Consider the following 18,434-nt stretch of genomic DNA (forward strand, 5'->3'; position numbering starts at 1 on the left):
GGCCGATGTCAAGGCGCGCGACGAGCGCGACAGCAGCCGCAGCGCCGCACCGCTGCGCCCGGCCGAGGATGCGGTGGTACTGGATACCTCCGAGCTCGACATCGAAGCTGCGGTGGCAGCCGCGGTGGCGACCGTCGCGGCGCGCCGCGGCTGAACCGGCGCTTGGCTCGACACGCGCGGACCTTGGCGCAGCAGCCCCAAACCCCTTGCATAACGGGGGCAAAGCCGGTATCAGGCGCGCGTCGACAAGGTGTAAACACCGAAGGACTTCAATACGGGCAGGGTCGGAACGCTCCGGCCCTCTTTGTTTTGGAGACCACCTGACCAACGAAACCCGAAAGACCGGCGGAGACAACCGTTCGGCCAGAAAAACCGTGAAAAAGGACACCCATAGCCACATGGCTCAAAACGCATCGATGGAGGAATTCGAAGCCCTCCTGAACGAAAGCTTCGAAATGGACACGCCCGACGAAGGGTCTGTTGTCAAAGGCAAGGTCATCGCCATCGAGGCGGGACAAGCCATCATCGACGTCGGTTACAAGATGGAAGGCCGCGTCGAACTCAAGGAATTTGCGAACCCCGGCGAAGCGCCCGACATCCATGTCGGCGACGAGGTCGAGGTGTTCCTGCGCCAGGTCGAGAACGCCCGTGGCGAAGCGGTGATCAGCCGTGAAATGGCCCGCCGCGAAGAAGCCTGGGACCGTCTGGAAAAGGCCTATGCTAACGAAGAGCGCGTCGAAGGCGCCATCTTCGGCCGCGTCAAAGGCGGCTTTACCGTCGACCTGGGCGGTGCCGTGGCCTTCCTGCCCGGCTCGCAGGTCGATGTGCGCCCGGTGCGCGACGCTGGCCCGCTGATGGGCCTGAAGCAGCCGTTCCAGGTTCTGAAGATGGACCGCCGCCGCGGCAATATCGTGGTGTCGCGCCGTGCCATCCTGGAAGAAAGCCGCGCCGAACAGCGCGCCGAGGTCATCGCCAACCTGACCGAAGGCCAAGCAGTGGACGGTGTTGTGAAAAACATCACCGAATACGGCGCCTTCGTGGATCTGGGCGGTGTCGACGGCCTGCTGCACGTCACCGACATGGCCTGGCGCCGGGTGAACCACCCCTCCGAGATCCTGTCGATCGGCGAAACCGTCAAGGTTCAGGTCATCAAGATCAACAAGGAAACCCACCGCATCAGCCTGGGCATGAAGCAGCTGCAGGAAGATCCGTGGGATCTGGTCGGCGCCAAGTTCCCGCTGGGCTCGGTGCACAAGGGCCGCGTGACCAACATCACCGATTACGGCGCCTTCGTGGAGCTGGAACCGGGGGTCGAGGGGCTGGTGCACGTCTCGGAAATGTCCTGGACCAAGAAGAACGTGCATCCCGGCAAGATCGTGTCGACCAGCCAGGAAGTCGATGTCATGGTGCTGGAGATCGACGGGGCCAAGCGCCGCGTCAGCCTGGGCCTGAAGCAGACCATGCGCAACCCGTGGGAGGTCTTCGCGGAAACCCATCCCGAGGGCACCGAGGTCGAAGGCGAGGTCAAGAACATCACCGAATTCGGTCTGTTCATCGGTCTCGATGGCGATATCGACGGCATGGTTCACCTGTCCGACCTGTCCTGGGACGAGCGCGGCGAAGACGCGATCCAGAACTACCGCAAGGGCGATGTGGTCAAGGCCGTCGTCTCGGAAGTGGATGTCGAGAAGGAACGCATCTCGCTGTCGATCAAGGCCGTGGGCGGTGACAAGTTCGCCGAAGCCGTTGGCGGCGTGCGCCGTGGCTCGGTGATCACCGTGAACGTGACCGCGATCGAAGATGGCGGGATCGAGGTGGAATACGAAGGCATGAAGTCCTTCATCCGCCGCTCGGACCTCAGCCGCGACCGCGCCGAACAGCGCCCCGAGCGTTTCTCGGTCGGTGACAAGGTCGATGTCCGCGTGACCAATGTCGACAACAAGACCCGTCGCCTGGGCCTGTCGATCAAGGCACGCGAGATCGCCGAAGAGAAGGAAGCCGTGGAACAGTATGGCAGCTCGGATTCGGGCGCCTCGCTGGGCGACATCCTCGGCGCCGCCCTGAAGGGCGATGACTGAAGCCTGACCGCTTCACCGCATTGACGCGCCCCGCCGCCGAAAGGTGGCGGGGCTTTTTTATGCCGCACCGTTCTCCCCCTCAAAAAATTTGCTGGGAGAACTCGATCGAACCTCCCTCCCTGATCGGCCAGACGGCCACTGACGATCATCCTGGGCCGTGGCCCGAAACGGCGCGCGCGGACTGGCGCCAGCCTTGCCCAGATACCCGACACCGCCGCGCCGCTGGCGGCCCACTGGGTCGGGAAACCGCCGGGTTTGGCGGCGCGGGCCGCCCGAATCAACGGTGCCGGCGGCAGCCTCAAAACCTGTCACAGCGGGGGCCGGCGGCACAGGATTTCCGCGATCGGCGTCGCCGCATACGGGAATCCCGCCAGGCCGCCGGGAAAATTCCGTGCATAATCTTATAGTTCTGGTTTCGGAACGGTTTCGATGCTCTTATATTGAGTGACTACCGACTGCTCGCCAACGCTGCCTTGGGAGGGGCATCACATGATCCGGTCCGAATTGATTCAGAAAATAGCTGACGAGAACCCGCATCTCTACCAGCGCGATGTCGAACGGATCGTGAATACGGTCTTCGAAGAGGTCACCGGCGCCATGGCGCGCGGCGACCGCGTGGAACTGCGCGGTTTCGGCGCCTTCTCGGTGAAGAAGCGGGATTCTCGCGTCGGGCGCAATCCGCGCACCGGCGAAACCGTCCATGTCGAAGAGAAACACGTGCCGTTTTTCAAAACCGGTAAGCTTCTGCGCGACCGGCTGAACGGGAAAGCCGACTGATGCGCTATATCCGCTATGCCTTCCTTGCCGCGCTGGGTGTCGTGCTGATCTCGCTCTCGATGGCCAATCGCGAAGCGGTGACCCTGCGGCTGGTGCCGGAGGAACTGTCCGGCCTGCTGGGCCTGAACTGGTCAATCACGCTGCCGCTGTTCGTGGTGGTTCTGGGCGGGATCGCCGTGGGGCTGATCCTGGGATTTGTCTGGGAATGGCTGCGGGAACACAAGCATCGCCGCGATGCCAGCCGCAAATCACGCGAGGTGGTGCAGCTGAAACGCGAGGTGAACCAGCTGAAGGATCACAAGCACAAGGGCAAGGACGAGGTGCTCGCCATCCTGGACGAAGCCAGCTGACCCTTTGAGACAGCCCGCCGGAACCGCCGGACCATGGAACACGATATCAAGGTAAAATTCTGCGGCCTGACCCGGCCCGATGACGTGTCTGCGGCGGTAGAAGCAGGCGCCGCCTATGTCGGCTTTGTCTTCTTTGCCAAGTCGCCCCGCAGCCTCGATCCGGCCGCGGCACGTGCATTGGCGCTGACGGTGCCGCCGGGGGTGGCAAAGGTGGCGCTGACCGTCGATGCCGATGACGCCACGCTGGAGGCGATCCTGGAGGCGGTGCCGCTGGACATGCTGCAACTGCACGGACGGGAAACCCCGGAACGGGTGGCGGAATTGCGCACCCGCCATCGCCTGCCGGTGATGAAGGCGGTGGGTGTCGCCGCCGCAGCGGACCTGGCGGCGCTGGACCGCTACGCGCAGGTGGCCGATCAGATCCTGGTCGATGCCAAGCCGCCGAAGGACGCGGCACTGCCGGGCGGCAACGGATTGGCCTTCGACTGGCGCCTGATCGCCGGGCGCCGCTGGCCGGTGCCCTGGGTGCTGGCCGGCGGGCTGACCGCCGGGAACCTGGCCGAGGCGGTACGAATGACCGGCGCGCGGCAGGTCGATGTGTCCTCCGGCGTCGAAACCGCGCCCGGCGTCAAGGATGGCGGGCTGATCCGCGCCTTTGGCTCTGCCGCGCGGGACGCGGGACGGGTGCCGGACTTAACCGGAAATTAATCCTGTATCTGCACCTTCCAGGTATGAGCCCGATCCCGGAACACCTGACTGCCGAGCGCTGGATGACCGGCGTGTTTTCCGCACGTTCGGCGGCAACGGGCGGCGTCGTGCGCCGCAAGGTGCGTGATGTAGAGCGAATTGTCGGACGCGAGGCGTTTTTCGACGAGATGGGCCGACGCGGCTGGACGGTGGTGGAAAATGCCGGCCAGTTCGTGGTGTTTTGCAACCGGGAACCGGTGCGCCGCCGCGTCTGACCGCCCGCGGCGGGGAAATTCCGTCGACGGAATTTGCCATGGCTTTTCGAAAAGCCATGTTACCCCAAGGTGGTCCGGAGGGGACCGGGCCTTCGCGCGCCAAATTCCGTCGACGGAATTTGTCACGGCTTTTCGAAAAGCCGTGTTTACCCGGCCCGCCATTCACCGTACACGCGGTATGCCCTGCACGGATGGCAACGGAGAGAGACGATGAACGATCTTTACAACTCCTTCATGACCGGCCCCGACGAGCGCGGGCGCTTTGGCGATTTCGGCGGGCGGTTCGTTTCGGAAACCCTGATGCCGCTGATCCTCGAATTGGAGGAACAGTACCGGATCGCCAAGACCGACCAGAGCTTCTGGGACGAGATGGACGACTTGTGGAAACACTATGTCGGCCGCCCCTCGCCGCTCTACCATGCCAGCCGCCTGACCGAACATCTGGGCGGGGCCAAGATCTACCTCAAGCGCGACGAGCTGAACCATACCGGCGCGCATAAGATCAACAACGTGCTGGGCCAGATCATCCTGGCCCGCCGCATGGGCAAGACCCGGATCATCGCCGAAACCGGCGCCGGGCAACATGGCGTTGCCACCGCCACGGTCTGTGCCAAATTCGGGCTGAAATGCGTGGTCTATATGGGCGCGCATGATGTCGAGCGGCAAAAGCCCAATGTCTTCCGCATGCGCCTGCTGGGCGCCGAGGTGATCCCGGTGACCTCGGGCCGCGGCACGCTGAAAGATGCGATGAACGACGCGCTGCGCGACTGGGTGACCAATGTGCGCGACACCTTCTACTGCATCGGCACCGTCGCCGGGCCGCACCCCTACCCCGCCATGGTGCGCGATTTCCAATCGGTGATCGGCAAGGAGGTGCGCTGGCAACTGGCCGAGCAGGAGGGCGAAGGCCGCCTGCCCGATACCATCATCGCCGCCATCGGCGGCGGCTCGAATGCGATGGGCCTGTTCTATCCCTTCCTCGACGAGGCAGCGGTGAAGATCATCGGCGTCGAGGCCGGCGGCAAGGGCGTGAACGAGAAGATGGAGCATTGCGCCTCGCTGACCGGTGGCCGCCCCGGCGTGCTGCACGGCAACCGCACCTATCTGCTGCAGGATGACGACGGCCAGATCCTGGAAGGCTTCTCGATCTCCGCCGGGCTCGATTACCCCGGCATCGGCCCCGAACATGCCTGGCTGCACGATGTCGGCCGGGCCGAATATGTCGCCATCACCGACAAGGAGGCGCTGGAGGCGTTCCAGCTGTGCTGCACGCTGGAAGGCATCATCCCGGCGCTCGAGCCCAGCCATGCGCTGGCCCATGTGATGAAGATCGCGCCGGACCTGCCCGGCGACCATATCATCGTGATGAACATGTGCGGCCGGGGCGACAAGGACATCTTTACCGTGGCCCGGGCGCTGGGCTTCGAGATGGCGGAAAAGGACTAAGCCCTCCCCACAGGCCGACCCCTTTGAAACGGCCGGTCCGGACAGCCCGGGCCGGCCGTTTCCGTCAACTCTGGTGCAGGACCGTTTCGAAGCCTTCGAAGCTGGGCGGTTCGACCATCGCGTCGCGGGTGCTGCTGTTGCCGGCGTTCCGATGCGCCTCGCGGAACTGGTCGGACTTGGTCCAGCTCTCGAAATCGGCGCGGCTGTCCCAGATCACGTGGCTGGAATACAGGCAATACCCATCGCCGTCGGGGCCTTTCAGTAGGCGGAATTCGCGAAACCCGGTCATTTCGTTCAGGCGGCTTTCCCGCTCTTTCCAGACGGTTTCGAACTGCGCTTCCGATCCGTGACGGATCTTGAATCGGTTCATGGCGATAAAACTCATGGCGTTCTCGTTCTTGGGAATGTCAGGGGGGCTGGCTGGCGGCAAACCGGGCGCTGGCGCCGCCACTTGAGGCCAAACACCACCCAAGGTCAACCGCCGGCTCAGACGCCATGGGCCTCCAGAACGTGCAGCGGCACGATGTCCAGCGCGCGGCGATGCGTCGCCTGCAGGTTCACCCGCGGCGCACAGCCCTCGTCGGCGGCCTGCAGGAACCGCGCCGCGCACAGGCACCATTGGTCGCCGGGGTTCAGGCCGGCAAATTGAAATTCCGGGCGCGGCGTCGACAGGTCGTTGCCGACATATTTCGAATAGGCGAGGAATTCCGCCGTCATCACCGCGCAGACGGTGTGGCTGCCCTGGTCGGCGCGGCAGGTGTTGCAATGGCCATCGCGGAAAAACCCGGTGACCGGATCCATCGAACAGGGGCTTAACGGGCGTCCCAGGACATTGATCGCCTCATCCGGCTCCATGGCGTTCATCCAACCCTATGCTGCTGCGGTCGACTCTCAATATACAGCCGCCCGGTGCAAATGCCATGCCCCGCCCGGCGCCGTCCTTGCCGCGCGGCGGCCCGGCTCAGCGGAACTTGTCGACCAGTTTCTGCAGCGGCGAGCGCGCGTCCGGCGCCTCGGCCACCGGCGCGGGCGCCTGTTTCGCCGCTTCCGGCTCCGGCGCCTTGCCTGATGAGCGCGGCGGCGCGGTTCGCAGCGCCACGGCATTCATGAACCGCCCGGAGTCGCCCGCCACCAGATCGGCCGCGCCGTCCGAGAGGCCGCGCAGCAGGTCGTCCAGCCAGTCTTCGTCGGCCTTGGCAAAGTCGTGCAGCACATAGCCCGGCACCGCCTCTTTGCGGCCGGGATGGCCGACCCCCAGGCGCACCCGGCCATAGCTGTCGCCGATATGGCCGTGCAGCGACCGCAACCCGTTATGCCCGGCATGGCCGCCGCCCTGTTTCACCCGGCACTTGCCCGGCGCCAGGTCGATCTCGTCATGGATGACGATGACATCCTCGGGCGTCAGCTTGTAAAACCGCATCGCCTCGCCCACCGACTGGCCGGAGAGGTTCATAAAGGTTTCCGGCTTCAGCAGCAGCACCTTCGCGCTGCCCAGGCGGCCCTCGGAGATCTGGCCCTGGAACTTGGCCCGCCAAGGCCCAAAGCCGTGATCGGCGGCAATCCGGTCCACCGCCATAAAGCCGATATTATGCCGGTTGCGGGCGTATTTTGCCCCGGGATTGCCAAGGCCGACGATCAGTTTCATGCGGATCTCGCTTTCACCGTTTCGCGCGCACCATGCCCCGCAGGGGCAAAAAAGGCCAGACGGCCGGGTAAAACGAAAAACGGGGCCGAACCCGGCCCCGTTTTCCCAACACCCGTTAACGGGGTCTTATTCTTCGGCAGCCTCTTCAACCTCGGCTTCCGGCTCTTCGTCGTCACTGGACGAGCGCAGACCCGACGGCGCCGAGATATTGGCGATCACGAAGTCGCGGTCGATCGTCGGCTTCACGCCCTCGGGCAGCGTCACGTCGGAAATGGTGATCGTGTCGCCGATCTGCAGGCCGGACAGGTCGATGGTAACGTGATCCGGGATATCGCCGGCAGTGACCATCAGTTCCACCTCGGGGCGAACCAGCGTCATCACGCCGCCCTTGCGCAGGCCGGGGCAGTTTTCTTCGCCGGTCACTTCAACCGCGATGAACAGGTTGATCTTGGTGGTGCGGCGCAGGCGCATGAAATCGACATGCACCGGCAGGTCCTTGACCACGTCGCGCTGCACGTCGCGGCAGATCACCCGCACGTCGTCATGCCCTTCGACCTGCATGTTGAACAGGGTCGACTTGAACCGCCCGGCTTTCAGCTTTTTCAGCAGCTCGTTGAAGGGAATATTGATCGCCAGCGGGTCTTTGTCGCCACCGAATACGATCCCCGGAACCATGCCATCGCGGCGTGCCTGACGAGCGGCGCCCTTGCCTGTCCCCGTCCGTTCCAGGGCTACGAGATCAGGGATCTCTCCAGCCATATCTTAATCTCCATCATAAGAGCGGGCATCCTCCAAGGCTGTATGCCCGCGTGAAGCCGCGCGTATAGACCGGTTCCCTGCCCTTGAAAAGGGTTTTTCTTGCGCCTGCGCCGGCGCTTCGCCCCGCCCGCCCCGCGGCCGCCGCCCTAGGACAGCTGGTGTTTCAGATAGCCATCCGCATCCCGGACCCGCGCATAAAGCTCGAATTCGGCGGCGCGCGCCTGTTTGAGCCTGACCAGCGTGGCCGGTTCCAGCTCGGCCTCGATCAGGGGCGAGACATTCTTGGGTTTCAGCGTGATTGGCTCGCCGAACCGCGATTCCAGAAACCCCAGCAGCCGGGGCGGCGTTTCATGGGCGAACAGGTGATGCACCATCAACGCATCGCGGCCATTGGCCAGCATCCCCATCTGGCTGCCGATCGCGGCATGGGGCGGCGGATCGTCCGAGATCACCTGCCGCACGAATTCATCGAAACTGACCCCCTCGGTCGAGAATTCCGAGCCCTGCCGCGCCTCGCGCGCGCGATAGCGGTACCAGCTGCGGATCTGCTCCAAGGGCTCGCGGATCACCGCGAAGCGCTCCAGCTCCAGCCCGAATTCCTTTGATAGAAACGGTGCGAACCGGTTGTGAAACCGCTGCGCGGTGATGTGTTTGCGCCGCTTCAGGAACAGGATGTCTGCCTTCGGGCGCAGCGCCATCTCGATCGCGGTGGTCCCGGTTTTGGGCACGGCGATAAACACCAGCGACTGCGCCGAAAAGATCAGCATCAGGCCTGCCAGCGGCCTTCGAAGTCATCGGGGATCAACAGGTTGTGCCGGCCCAGATCGTTCACATCCGTCTCGCCGCACAGCGCCATGGTGGTGTCCAGCTCCTTGTGGATCACCGACAGCGCGGTTTCGACGCCCTTGCGCCCCATCGCGCCCAGCCCATAGACAAAGGCGCGGCCGATCATGGTGCCCTTGGCGCCCATCGCCAGCGCCTTCAGCACGTCCTGACCTGATCGGATGCCGCTGTCCAGATGCACCTCGGTCTCGCCGCCGACCGCGTCGAGGATCGGCCGCAACATGCGGATGCTGCTAAGCGCGCCGTCCAGCTGCCGGCCGCCATGGTTGGACACGATGATCGCATCGGCGCCCAGCTTGGCCGCCATTTTGGCGTCTTCGGGATCCAGGATGCCCTTCAGGATCACCTTGCCGTCCCACATCTCCATCAGCTTGGCGATCTTGTTCCAGTCCAGCGTCAGATCGAACTGTTCCGCCGTCCAGGCGCCCAGCGCCGCAGTGTCGGATACACCCTGCACATGGCCGACGATATTGCCGAAATGGCGCCGCTTGGCACCCAGCATCCCGATCCCCCAGGACCATTTGGTCAGCAGGTTGGCGACGGTTTTCGGGGTCAGCTTGGGCGGCGCGCTCAGGCCGTTTTTCAGGTCCTTGTGGCGCTGGCCCAAGATCTGCAGGTCCAGCGTGATCACCAGCGCGGAACATTTCGCCGCGCGGGCCCGTTCGATCAGCCGGCGGACATAATCGGCGTCTTTCATGGTATAGAGCTGGAACCAGAACGGCTTGTCCGTCGCTTCCGCCACGTCCTCGATCGAGTTGATCGACATGGTCGACAGGGTGAAGGGCACGCCAAAGGCCGCGGCCGCCTGCGCCGCCTTGATCTCGCCATCGGCATGCTGCATCCCGGTCAGCCCCACCGGGGCAAGCGCCACCGGCATCGCCACGTCCTGGCCGATCATCTTGCTGGCGGTGCTGCGCCCGCTCATATCCACCGCCACCTTCTGGCGCAGCCGGATGCGGGCAAAATCGCTGGTGTTGTCGCGAAAGGTCTGCTCGGTCCAGCTGCCGCTTTCGGCATAGTCGTAGAACATCCGCGGCACGCGGCGTTCGTGAAGACGTTTGAGGTCGTCGATGGTCGTGATCACCGGCATCTGCGCAGCCTTAACTTGTGTCAGGTCCGCAACGCTTAGCAACAGTGGCGCGGTCAGGCAATCACGGGCGCTGCTGCAGGAACCGCTTCTCGCATTCGGCCATCCGGAGAACCGAGGCACGCACCCGGTCCGGATCGTCCAGCGGCATGCCGGCCAGCACGCCCTCATAGGCGCCCAGCTTGTCCTCGAAACTGCCGCTGACATGATGTTCCAGCAGGTAATAGGTGGTTTTCGTCGCCACCTGCCGGTGATGATCCGACATCAACCCCTGGCGCGAGAGCACATGCGCGCTATAGCTGAATTCTGCGGCACAGCGCAGCGCCGCCGCCTCGTCCCCGGCATAAACGCGCGACCCTGCCGAAGCGGGCAATGCCAGTGCGGCGGTCAACAGGGCGCCGCAAATCCCGTAACGCAAACACATCACACTTCCATCCAAACCAAGTGACGGATGGTGCATGCTGGCATTCCCGGATGTCGGAGGCAGGGCGTTTCCCCGGCAAAAATGCGGCAGCTCAGGCCTGGTGCGCCCCCGCCGCCAGCGAACCGACAAAGTCGAGGATCTCGGCAACCGGCCGCCCCTCGGCGATCTGGCCGACAATTGCCGAGCCCACCACCGCGCCATCCGCGACACCGGCGATCGAGCGGCTGGCCTCGGGCGTCTTGATGCCAAAGCCGACGATCACCGGCAGGTCGGTCTTGGCCTTGATCCGCGCCACTTCGGGGCCGACATCGGTGGCCTGCGCCTCGGCCGAGCCGGTGATGCCGGTGATCGAGACGTAGTAGACAAAGCCCGAAGTGTTCTGCAGCACCCGCGGCAGCCGCTTGTCATCGGTGGTCGGCGTCGCCAGCCGGATAAAGTTCAGCCCCGCGGCCTGCGCCGGCAGGCACAGTTCCTCGTCCTCTTCCGGGGGCAGGTCGACGATGATCAGCCCATCGATCCCCGCCGCCTTGGCCTGTTCCAGGAACTTGGGCACCCCGCGGCTGTAAATCGGGTTGTAATAGCCCATCATCACGATCGGGGTGCTGTCATCGGTTTCGCGGAACAGCCGCGCCAGTTCCAGCGTCTTGTCCAGCGTCATGCCGCCTTCCAGCGCGCGCTGCCCGGCCAGCTGGATCGTCGGCCCGTCTGCCATCGGATCGGTAAAGGGCAGGCCCAGCTCGATGATGTCGACCCCGGCGCCCGGCAGCCCCTTGACCACCTCCAGCGAGGTGTCGAAATCGGGATCCCCCGCCATCACGTAGGCGACAAAGGCTTTCTTTCCCTGCGCCTTCAGTCTGGCAAAGGTGTCGTCGATACGGGTCATGCGGCTGTCCTTCCCTGATCCCGCCTGCCATGCCAAATGTCCCGGCGGAAATCAATGCGCCTTCGCCCTGCCCTCGGCCCGGTCAGAAGCGGACATGATAGCGCGCCAAAAGCGAGTTCACGCCGGGATTGAATTCGTTGAGCGAGGCGTTCGAGGCATGGGCCAGCGCCAGCGACACCGCGTCGCCCGATCTGAGCGTCCGGCCCAAGGCCAGCAGCGACCGGAATTGCAGATCGCCGCCCAGCCGGTTTTCGTATTTATCGGCCTCGTAGTAGCTGGGCATCAGGCTGAACTCGACGAACCAGTTCTGGCGCAGCGGCCATTCGGCGATCAATCCGGCGCCGAGGAAATAGTCGTGATCGGCATCCAGCCCCAGGCCGAACCCCCAGGACAGGTTGACCGCGCGACCCTGGTAGAACGGGCTGTAGCGGTATTCGAGATTGGCCGTCACGGTGTCGCGCGACTGGTAATAACTGAAATCGGCATATCCCAGCCCGACAACCACCGATTGTGCCCCCGCCGCGCCCGACATCATCACCAGGAAAACGGCAATCCAAAGCGATCTCATGCGTAAGCCCCTGTGCTGGCTGTTTTAATGCATATTCCTGCCCCCGAAGGCGGCCACTTTCAACGGGGAAGACTCGTGCCTGCCTCGTCCACGGCCGATCTGTGGCGCCGCTGCGCTTCTTGCGCCTGTGGCCAAGACTGGTAGAAGCGCCCAAACGCAAAAGCCGGGGGTTTGACATGGGCTTTAAAATGGGAATCGTCGGGCTTCCCAATGTCGGCAAGTCCACGCTGTTCAACGCGCTGACCCGCACTGCCGCGGCGCAGGCGGCGAACTTTCCGTTCTGCACCATCGAGCCCAATGTCGGCGAGGTGGCGGTGCCCGACGCCCGGCTGGACAAACTGGCCGAGATCGCCAAGTCGCGCCAGGTCATCCCCACCCGGATGACCTTTGTCGACATTGCCGGGCTGGTCAAAGGCGCGTCGAAGGGCGAAGGGCTGGGCAACCAGTTCCTCGCCAATATCCGCGAGGTCGATGCCATCGCCCATGTGCTGCGCTGTTTCGAAGACGGCGACGTCACCCATGTGGAAGGCCGGGTCGACCCGGTGGCCGATGCCGAAACCATCGAGACCGAGCTGATGCTGTCCGACATGGAATCGATCGACAAGCGCCTGCAGGGTCTGGTGCGCAAGGTGCGCGGCGGCGACAAGGAGGCGGTACAGCAGGAACGCCTGCTGAAATCGGCGATGGAGATGCTGGAACAGGGCAAACCGGCCCGGCTGGTCAAGGTCGATGCCGAGGATGCCCGCGCCTGGAAGCAGCTTCAACTGCTGACCACCAAGCCGGTGCTATATGTCTGCAACGTCGCCGAGGCCGAGGCCGCCGAAGGCAATGCCCAGTCCGCCCGGGTGGCCGAGATGGCCGCCGCCGAGGGCAATGCCCATGTCATCATCAGCGCCAGGATCGAGGAAGAGATCAGCCAGCTGGACCCGGAGGAGGCGCAGATGTTCCTGGACGAGATGGGGTTGAGCGAACCCGGGCTCGACCGGCTGATCCGCGCCGGCTATGACCTGCTGCACCTGGAGACCTATTTCACCGTCGGTCCCAAGGAGGCCCGCGCCTGGACCATCCGCGCCGGCACCCAGGCGCCGCAGGCGGCCGGGGTGATCCATGGCGATTTCGAAAAGGGCTTCATCCGCGCCGAAACCATCGCTTACGAGGATTTTGTCGCCCTGGGTGGCGAACAGGGCGCCAAGGAGGCCGGCAAGATGCGTGCCGAGGGCAAGACCTATACGGTGCGCGACGGCGACGTCATGCACTTCCTGTTCAACACCTGAACCGGGTCAGTAGCCCAGCGCCTCGGTGATCTCGGCAAGGCTGACCATCGGCGCCGGCACGCCGACACGGATGCGCTCGCGGATCACCGCCCGCGCGGGCGCCGCCACGATGTCCAGTTCCGGCCGGCTGCGATGCGAGGCCAGGTGCTGCGGCGTGCCGCTGAAATGCTCCAGCTCGGCCTCGACCGGCACATCGAAGGCGGTGCGAAAGCTTTGCTCGTCCCCCAGCAGTTCCTCCATGCGCAGCACCTCGGCCCCCTGGCGCAGGGCCGCCAGGTTGAACGAACAGATATGCTGCACCGCGAAGGCATAGGTGACATTGGGCAATGTCGGCGCCAGGTTCATCGACTGCACCGTGTTCAGCGAGGTCTTGAGCGAGGTCACCAGCATGTTCGGCGAGGCATCCAGCGTCTTTTTCAGCGCCCAGGCATAGCAGCTTTCGATCTGCTTGACCGGGTCGCGCGCGATCAGCCGATAGCGGATGCCGCGCCGCTCGCAGGCCGGTTTCATCGCGCCGGGCAGGAAATTGGTGTGCACCGCGATCGGCCGGCGCCCGGCGCGCATCGCCTGCACCATGCTTTCGGCAAAACCATCCGGGGTCTGCGAGCCGGTGCCGATCGGCCCGCGCTGCTCGAAACTCTGGGTGCCATGCACCACGTCGAACCCCGGCACCGCGCCGAGAATCCCGGCGATGCTGTGGGTACCGGCAAAGCCGATGGAATCTGCTACGATCATAATCCGCCTGCGTCTTGCGCGCCTCTGCCCCACCCTTGCGTGGTCGACCCCCTGAATTCAAGCGCCCACCCCGTCCCGTGGCCCCGGCGCCACGCAGCTGCGGCCATTCTGCCGCACCGCCTCCCCGTTCTGCGGCGCCCCCGCACCGCCAGGCCGGAATTTCGCCTTGTCCCGCTCCGGACTTGCCGCTACACGGGTCGGCGGAGACGTGGCCGAGTGGTCGAAGGCGCTCCCCTGCTAAGGGAGTAGGCGGGAAACCGTCTCGTGGGTTCGAATCCCATCGTCTCCGCCATCCCCCTCAAAACCTCTGTCACCACCCCAAGCTGACCGCTGTTTTGGCATCGCCGCCGGAAAATGCGCCAGGGCCTGATCGCGGAATCGCGCGGCAGATCAGAGCGGGCGCCGTAGCGGCGTGTTTGCGCCTGTGGTCGCATGCGTTGCGGTATGACACGCGGGTCCGGCTGTGGCTTTGTGCCGGCAGAGACCGGGCGAGGCAGGGCCACAAACAATGGCGCAATCGCGTTTGCGCTGATCGGCGAAGCCGCTCCATTGCTTATCCCGACAAAATCAGTCATCTACTAGGCATCCAACCTGCCTCGGATGCCAAGCGCGGGCAGGACCATTTCACGGAAGGAAACCGGATGCGTCTAGGAACACCCATGGCCGTCATGCTGATGGCATCTGTCGCCACCCCCGCGCTGGCGGTGACCAAGGCCGAGGTGCTGGAGACCTATGCCGATATCGCCCAGGCCGGCTATGAAGACAGCCTGGTGACGGCGCGGGCGCTGCAACGGGCCATCGACCAGTTGATCGCGGCCCCATCGGCCGAGGCCCTGCACGCGGCCAGGGCGGCCTGGCGTGCCGCGCGGGTGCCCTATCAGCAGACCGAGGTCTACCGCTTTGGCAATGCCATCGTCGATGACTGGGAAGGCAAGGTGAATGCCTGGCCGCTGGACGAGGGGCTGATCGACTATGTCGATGCATCCTATGGCGGCGCGACCGACGAGAACCAGCTGGCGGTGCTGAACGTGGTGGCCAATCCCAGCTTTACCTTGGGAGGCGAAGCGGTTGATGCCAGCGCGATCACCCCGGCGCTGCTGGAAGGGCAGCTGCACGAGGCCGGCGCGGTCGAGGCCAATGTCGCCACCGGTTACCATGCCATCGAATTCCTGCTTTGGGGGCAGGACCTGAACGGCACGGATTTTGGCACCGGCAACCGCCCCTGGACCGATTACGCCGCCGGCGACAGCTGCACCAACGGCCATTGCGACCGCCGCGGCCAGTATCTCAAGGCCGCGACCGACCTTCTGGTCAGCGATCTGGAATGGATGGCGGCGCAATGGGCCGAGGGCGGCGCCGCCCGCGTCACCGTGCTTGCGGATGAAAACGCCGGGATCAACGCGATGCTGACCGGAATGGGCTCGCTGTCTTATGGCGAGCAGGCGGGCGAACGGATGAAGCTGGGTGTGATGCTGAACGACCCCGAGGAAGAGCATGACTGTTTTTCCGACAACACCCATAACAGCCACTATTACGATGGGTTGGGCGTTCGGAACGTCTATCTCGGCGAATATCTGCGCGTCGATGGCAGCATCGTGTCCGGCCCGGCGCTTGCGGACCTGGTCGCCGCCGCCGATGCGGAGGTGGACGCCGATCTGCGCGACAAGCTGAACGCCACCATGATCGAACTGGGTCAGATCAAGACCGCGGCCGAGGCGGGGTTCAGCTATGACATGATGCTGGCGCGCGGCAACCAGGCCGGTGAGGCGCTGATCATGGGCGCGGTCGATGCGCTGGTCGAACAGACCCGCGGCATCGAGCGGGCGGTGACGGCGCTTGGCGTCGACCAGATCGCCTTTGAAGGCTCCGACAGCCTGGACAATCCGAACGCCGTCTTTCAGTAAATAAACAAGGCCGGGGCGCGGGCCCCGGCCTTCGATAGCGGCACGTGCCACTGCGCGGGGAGAACGAAGCGAACCATGTCGCGCCTGCTTTCCGAGCGCCCTCGCGGATCAATCGCCCTCCTCGCGCTCGGCGTCGGGCTCGGCATCTGTGCCGGACCGGCCCCGGCCTTTGAACGGCTGATGCCCGAACTGACCCAGCCGCATCTGAGCAGCCTGCCACGGAGCGAGGCCGAGCGCACGCGCATCGCCGCGATAACCGCGCCGCCGGCCAGCTTTGACAAAGCCGAACCGTTCGAGGCGAACCCGGCTGGTGCGGCAACCGTGCGGGCGCGCAGCACAACCGATGCCTTCTCGCAACCCTCGGGCAATATCGATTTCGAACGCGAGCTGGAGTTCAAGGTCGGCAACGGGCTTTTCAAGAAACTCTGGATTTCCGCACCCGCCTCGACGCTGGCCTCGGACGGTCTGGGCCCGCTCTATAACGCGCGCTCGTGCCAGCGCTGCCACCTCAAGGACGGGCGCGGCCATCCGCCGGAAGGGCCGCAGGACGATTCTGTCTCGATGTTCCTGCGTCTCTCCATCCCGGCGCCCCCGGACGAGCCGATGAGCGAGATCGAAGCCTTCCTGCTCTCGGCCGGCGCCGCGGCCCCGCGCACCCGGCCCGACCCGGTCTATGGCGGTCAGCTTCAGGATTTCGCCACCGCCGGGCACCCGGCCGAATACCGCCTGGCCGTGCGCTATGAACACTTCGAGGTGGCGCTGTCGGACGGGGAAGTCGCGCATCTGCGGCGCCCCAGCTACAGCGCCGAGGATCTGGGTTACGGCCCGCTGGCCGCGGGGGCCATGCTCAGCCCCCGTGTCGCGCCGCCGATGATCGGACTGGGCCTGCTGGAGGCGATACCGGCCGAGGATATTCTGGCCCTGGCCGATCCCGAGGATACCGATGGCGACGGGATTTCGGGCCGCGCCCAGGTGGTCTGGTCGTTCGAACATCGCCGTCCGATGCTGGGCCGGTTCGGCTGGAAGGCGGGGTCTCCGACCATTCGCGAACAATCGGCCAGCGCCTTTGCCGGCGATATCGGCATCTCGTCGCCGGTATTTCCCGATCCATGGGGCGAATGCACCGCCCGCCAGCAGGCCTGCCGCACCGCGCCGCATGGCGATGGCGACACCCGTGGCACCGAGATCGACGCCGAGGGCCTTGACCTGGTGACCTTCTACAGCCGCAACCTGGCCGTGCCGGCGCGGCGCGATGTCGACAATCCCGAGGTGCTGCGCGGCAAAAAGATGTTCCATGCGACCGGTTGCGCCGCCTGCCACCGGCCGAAATTCGTCACCCACCGGCTGCGCGACCAGCCCGAACAAAGCTTTCAGCTGATCTGGCCGATGACCGACCTGTTGTTGCACGACATGGGCGAAGGATTGGCCGACCACCGCCCCGAGGGGCGTGCCTCGGGGCGCGAATGGCGCACCGCGCCGCTGTGGGGCATCGGTATGACCGAACAGGTAAACGGCCATACCCAGTTCCTGCATGACGGCCGGGCGCGGTCGCTGCTGGAAGCGGTGCTGTGGCATGGCGGCGAAGCGCAGGCGGCGCGCGATGCCGTGGTTGCTCTGCCGAAATCCGACCGCGCCGCCCTGATCCGCTATTTGGAGAGCCTGTGATGCGCCTGTTCCTCGCCGCCACCCTGTATCTGGCCGCCGCGCCGGCCATCGCCGGAATCGCCGAAGTCATCGACAGCCACGCCTTGCCCGGCACTGCCGCCTTCACCGAAGCCGCGGGCGCCCTCGACCGCGCCGCCAGCCGCGATTGCACCGCCGAATCGCTGCGGCCGGCATATCACGACGCCTTCGATGCCTGGCTCGGGATCGCGCATCTGTCGCTGGGACCGCTGGAAGAACAGGGCCGCGGCCTGGCCATCGGGTTCTGGCCCGATGCGCGCGGACTGGTCGGCCGCACCGTCGCCGGGCTGGTCGCCGATCAGGATCCGGTGGTGGCGGATCCGAAGGGCTTTGCCGAGGTTTCGGTCGCGGGTCGCGGGCTGTTCGCGCTGGAACGGCTGCTTTTTGACGCGGCTTACGCAGGCTACGGCGCCGACAGCTACACCTGCCGCCTGGCCCGCGCCATCGCGGCTGACCTCGCGCGCATGGCGCATGAGGTCGACGCCGCCTGGCGCACGGAATTCGCCGAAACGCTGCAAAGCGCCGGGGCCGAAGGCAATAGCCGCTTTCTCAGTGCGCGCGAGGCGGACCAGGCGCTTTATACCGCGCTGGCCTCGGGGCTGGCATTCGTGGCACAACAGCGCCTCGGCCGGCCCATGGGCAGCTTTGACGCGCCGAAACCGCAGGTGGCCGAGGCGCGCCGCGCGGGCCGATCGCTGCGCAACGTCATATTGTCGCTTGAGGCGCTGCGCGGATTGGCGCGGGCCCTGTCGGATCAGCCGATTCCCGAAACCGACGCCGCTTTTGCCCAGGCGCTGGAGACAGCCGAAGCGCTGGACGACCCGGTGCTGGCCGGCGTCGCCAATCCGACCGGGCGGATCCGGGTCGAGGCGCTGCAGACGCAAGTTGCCGCGATCGCCCGCGCCGCCGCGGCCGAGATCGCCCCGGCGCTTGGCGTGTCGGTCGGCTTCAACTCGGCCGATGGCGACTGATGCCGTCGCGTCGCCAGTTCCTGGCCGGCCTCGCCGTCACCGCCG

General features: G+C 65.3%; 21 protein-coding genes and 1 tRNA gene. 12 read left to right on the plus strand and 10 right to left on the minus strand.

Annotated elements, in window-relative coordinates:
• The 7 genes from CVM52_RS15895 to trpB form a co-directional block, all read left to right on the plus strand.
• The coding region (locus tag CVM52_RS15895; RefSeq protein ID WP_205964969.1) for a (d)CMP kinase at positions 1 to 154 on the plus strand (154 nt) is incomplete at its 5' end.
• 220 nt (positions 155 to 374) lie between these two features.
• Entirely contained in the window at positions 375 to 2,078 is a 1,704-nt protein-coding gene (gene rpsA, locus CVM52_RS15900) for a 30S ribosomal protein S1 (protein WP_276308642.1), read from the plus strand.
• A 489-nt stretch (positions 2,079 to 2,567) separates the two neighbouring features.
• Entirely contained in the window at positions 2,568 to 2,855 is a 288-nt protein-coding gene (gene ihfB / locus CVM52_RS15905; protein ID WP_100163465.1) for an integration host factor subunit beta, read from the plus strand.
• The gene (locus tag CVM52_RS15910) at positions 2,855 to 3,205 is read left to right on the plus strand and encodes a lipopolysaccharide assembly protein LapA domain-containing protein (RefSeq protein WP_100163466.1); all 351 of its coding nucleotides are present in this window, start codon (positions 2,855 to 2,857) and stop codon (positions 3,203 to 3,205) included. Before ihfB ends, CVM52_RS15910 begins: the two co-directional genes overlap by 1 nt.
• 33 nt (positions 3,206 to 3,238) lie before the next feature.
• The gene (locus CVM52_RS15915) at positions 3,239 to 3,913 is read left to right on the plus strand and encodes a phosphoribosylanthranilate isomerase (protein WP_100163467.1); all 675 of its coding nucleotides are present in this window, start codon (positions 3,239 to 3,241) and stop codon (positions 3,911 to 3,913) included.
• A 23-nt stretch (positions 3,914 to 3,936) separates the two neighbouring features.
• Positions 3,937 to 4,167 carry an N-(5'-phosphoribosyl)anthranilate isomerase gene (locus tag CVM52_RS15920; RefSeq protein WP_100163468.1) on the plus strand — a complete coding sequence of 77 codons (231 nt, stop codon included), beginning with the start codon at positions 3,937 to 3,939 and terminating at the stop codon, positions 4,165 to 4,167.
• A 210-nt stretch (positions 4,168 to 4,377) separates the two neighbouring features.
• Entirely contained in the window at positions 4,378 to 5,613 is a 1,236-nt protein-coding gene (gene trpB, locus CVM52_RS15925) for a tryptophan synthase subunit beta (RefSeq protein ID WP_100163469.1), read from the plus strand.
• Between the two features lie 64 nt (positions 5,614 to 5,677).
• Here the strand turns inward: trpB and hmuQ are convergent, their stop codons facing one another.
• The 9 genes from hmuQ to CVM52_RS15970 form a co-directional block, all read right to left on the minus strand.
• Positions 5,678 to 5,998: a heme-degrading protein HmuQ gene (hmuQ, locus tag CVM52_RS15930; RefSeq protein ID WP_100163470.1), complete on the minus strand. Its 321-nt coding sequence runs from the start codon at positions 5,996 to 5,998 to the stop codon at positions 5,678 to 5,680.
• A gap of 101 nt (positions 5,999 to 6,099) precedes the next feature.
• Entirely contained in the window at positions 6,100 to 6,468 is a 369-nt protein-coding gene (locus CVM52_RS15935) for a DUF2237 family protein (RefSeq protein WP_100163482.1), read from the minus strand.
• A 106-nt stretch (positions 6,469 to 6,574) separates the two neighbouring features.
• On the minus strand, positions 6,575 to 7,258 hold the full coding sequence (gene pth, locus CVM52_RS15940) for an aminoacyl-tRNA hydrolase (RefSeq protein ID WP_100163471.1): 684 nt from the start codon (positions 7,256 to 7,258) through the stop codon (positions 6,575 to 6,577).
• 126 nt (positions 7,259 to 7,384) lie between these two features.
• A complete protein-coding gene (locus CVM52_RS15945) occupies positions 7,385 to 8,017 on the minus strand; it encodes a 50S ribosomal protein L25/general stress protein Ctc (RefSeq protein WP_100163472.1) in 633 nt (210 codons plus the stop codon).
• A 146-nt stretch (positions 8,018 to 8,163) separates the two neighbouring features.
• Complete coding sequence (locus CVM52_RS15950; protein WP_100163473.1) at positions 8,164 to 8,784, minus strand: sulfotransferase family protein; 621 nt, start codon at positions 8,782 to 8,784, stop codon at positions 8,164 to 8,166.
• Positions 8,784 to 9,950: an alpha-hydroxy acid oxidase gene (locus CVM52_RS15955; protein ID WP_100163474.1), complete on the minus strand. Its 1,167-nt coding sequence runs from the start codon at positions 9,948 to 9,950 to the stop codon at positions 8,784 to 8,786. Before CVM52_RS15955 ends, CVM52_RS15950 begins: the two co-directional genes overlap by 1 nt.
• 61 nt (positions 9,951 to 10,011) lie before the next feature.
• Entirely contained in the window at positions 10,012 to 10,371 is a 360-nt protein-coding gene (locus CVM52_RS15960; RefSeq protein WP_100163475.1) for a hypothetical protein, read from the minus strand.
• Positions 10,372 to 10,462: 91 nt separating this feature from the next.
• Positions 10,463 to 11,254 carry a tryptophan synthase subunit alpha gene (trpA, locus tag CVM52_RS15965; RefSeq protein ID WP_100163476.1) on the minus strand — a complete coding sequence of 264 codons (792 nt, stop codon included), beginning with the start codon at positions 11,252 to 11,254 and terminating at the stop codon, positions 10,463 to 10,465.
• An 82-nt stretch (positions 11,255 to 11,336) separates the two neighbouring features.
• The gene (locus CVM52_RS15970) at positions 11,337 to 11,822 is read right to left on the minus strand and encodes an acyloxyacyl hydrolase (RefSeq protein ID WP_100163477.1); all 486 of its coding nucleotides are present in this window, start codon (positions 11,820 to 11,822) and stop codon (positions 11,337 to 11,339) included.
• A gap of 176 nt (positions 11,823 to 11,998) precedes the next feature.
• Here CVM52_RS15970 and ychF point away from each other — a divergent pair, with 176 nt between their 5' ends.
• Positions 11,999 to 13,096 carry a redox-regulated ATPase YchF gene (gene ychF, locus CVM52_RS15975; RefSeq protein WP_100163478.1) on the plus strand — a complete coding sequence of 366 codons (1,098 nt, stop codon included), beginning with the start codon at positions 11,999 to 12,001 and terminating at the stop codon, positions 13,094 to 13,096.
• Positions 13,097 to 13,102: 6 nt separating this feature from the next.
• Here the strand turns inward: ychF and CVM52_RS15980 are convergent, their stop codons facing one another.
• Positions 13,103 to 13,831: a hypothetical protein gene (locus CVM52_RS15980; RefSeq protein ID WP_100163479.1), complete on the minus strand. Its 729-nt coding sequence runs from the start codon at positions 13,829 to 13,831 to the stop codon at positions 13,103 to 13,105.
• Positions 13,832 to 14,033: 202 nt separating this feature from the next.
• On the opposite strand from CVM52_RS15980, the gene CVM52_RS15985 reads away from it, so the two are divergent.
• The 4 genes from CVM52_RS15985 to CVM52_RS16000 all read left to right on the plus strand — a co-directional run bounded on the left by CVM52_RS15985 (position 14,034) and on the right by CVM52_RS16000 (position 18,389).
• A tRNA-Ser gene (locus CVM52_RS15985) sits at positions 14,034 to 14,123 on the plus strand.
• A 367-nt stretch (positions 14,124 to 14,490) separates the two neighbouring features.
• Entirely contained in the window at positions 14,491 to 15,735 is a 1,245-nt protein-coding gene (locus CVM52_RS15990) for an imelysin family protein (protein ID WP_240620979.1), read from the plus strand.
• A gap of 75 nt (positions 15,736 to 15,810) precedes the next feature.
• Positions 15,811 to 17,400 (plus strand): di-heme oxidoreductase family protein, encoded by a 1,590-nt coding sequence (locus tag CVM52_RS15995; RefSeq protein ID WP_370741588.1) that lies wholly within the window; start codon positions 15,811 to 15,813, stop codon positions 17,398 to 17,400.
• A complete protein-coding gene (locus tag CVM52_RS16000) occupies positions 17,400 to 18,389 on the plus strand; it encodes an imelysin family protein (RefSeq protein WP_100163481.1) in 990 nt (329 codons plus the stop codon). Before CVM52_RS15995 ends, CVM52_RS16000 begins: the two co-directional genes overlap by 1 nt.
• Positions 18,390 to 18,434: the final 45 nt, after the last annotated feature.

Origin of the sequence: Pseudooceanicola lipolyticus (genome assembly GCF_002786325.1) — a bacterium.
Taxonomy (GTDB): domain Bacteria; phylum Pseudomonadota; class Alphaproteobacteria; order Rhodobacterales; family Rhodobacteraceae; genus Pseudooceanicola_C; species Pseudooceanicola_C lipolyticus.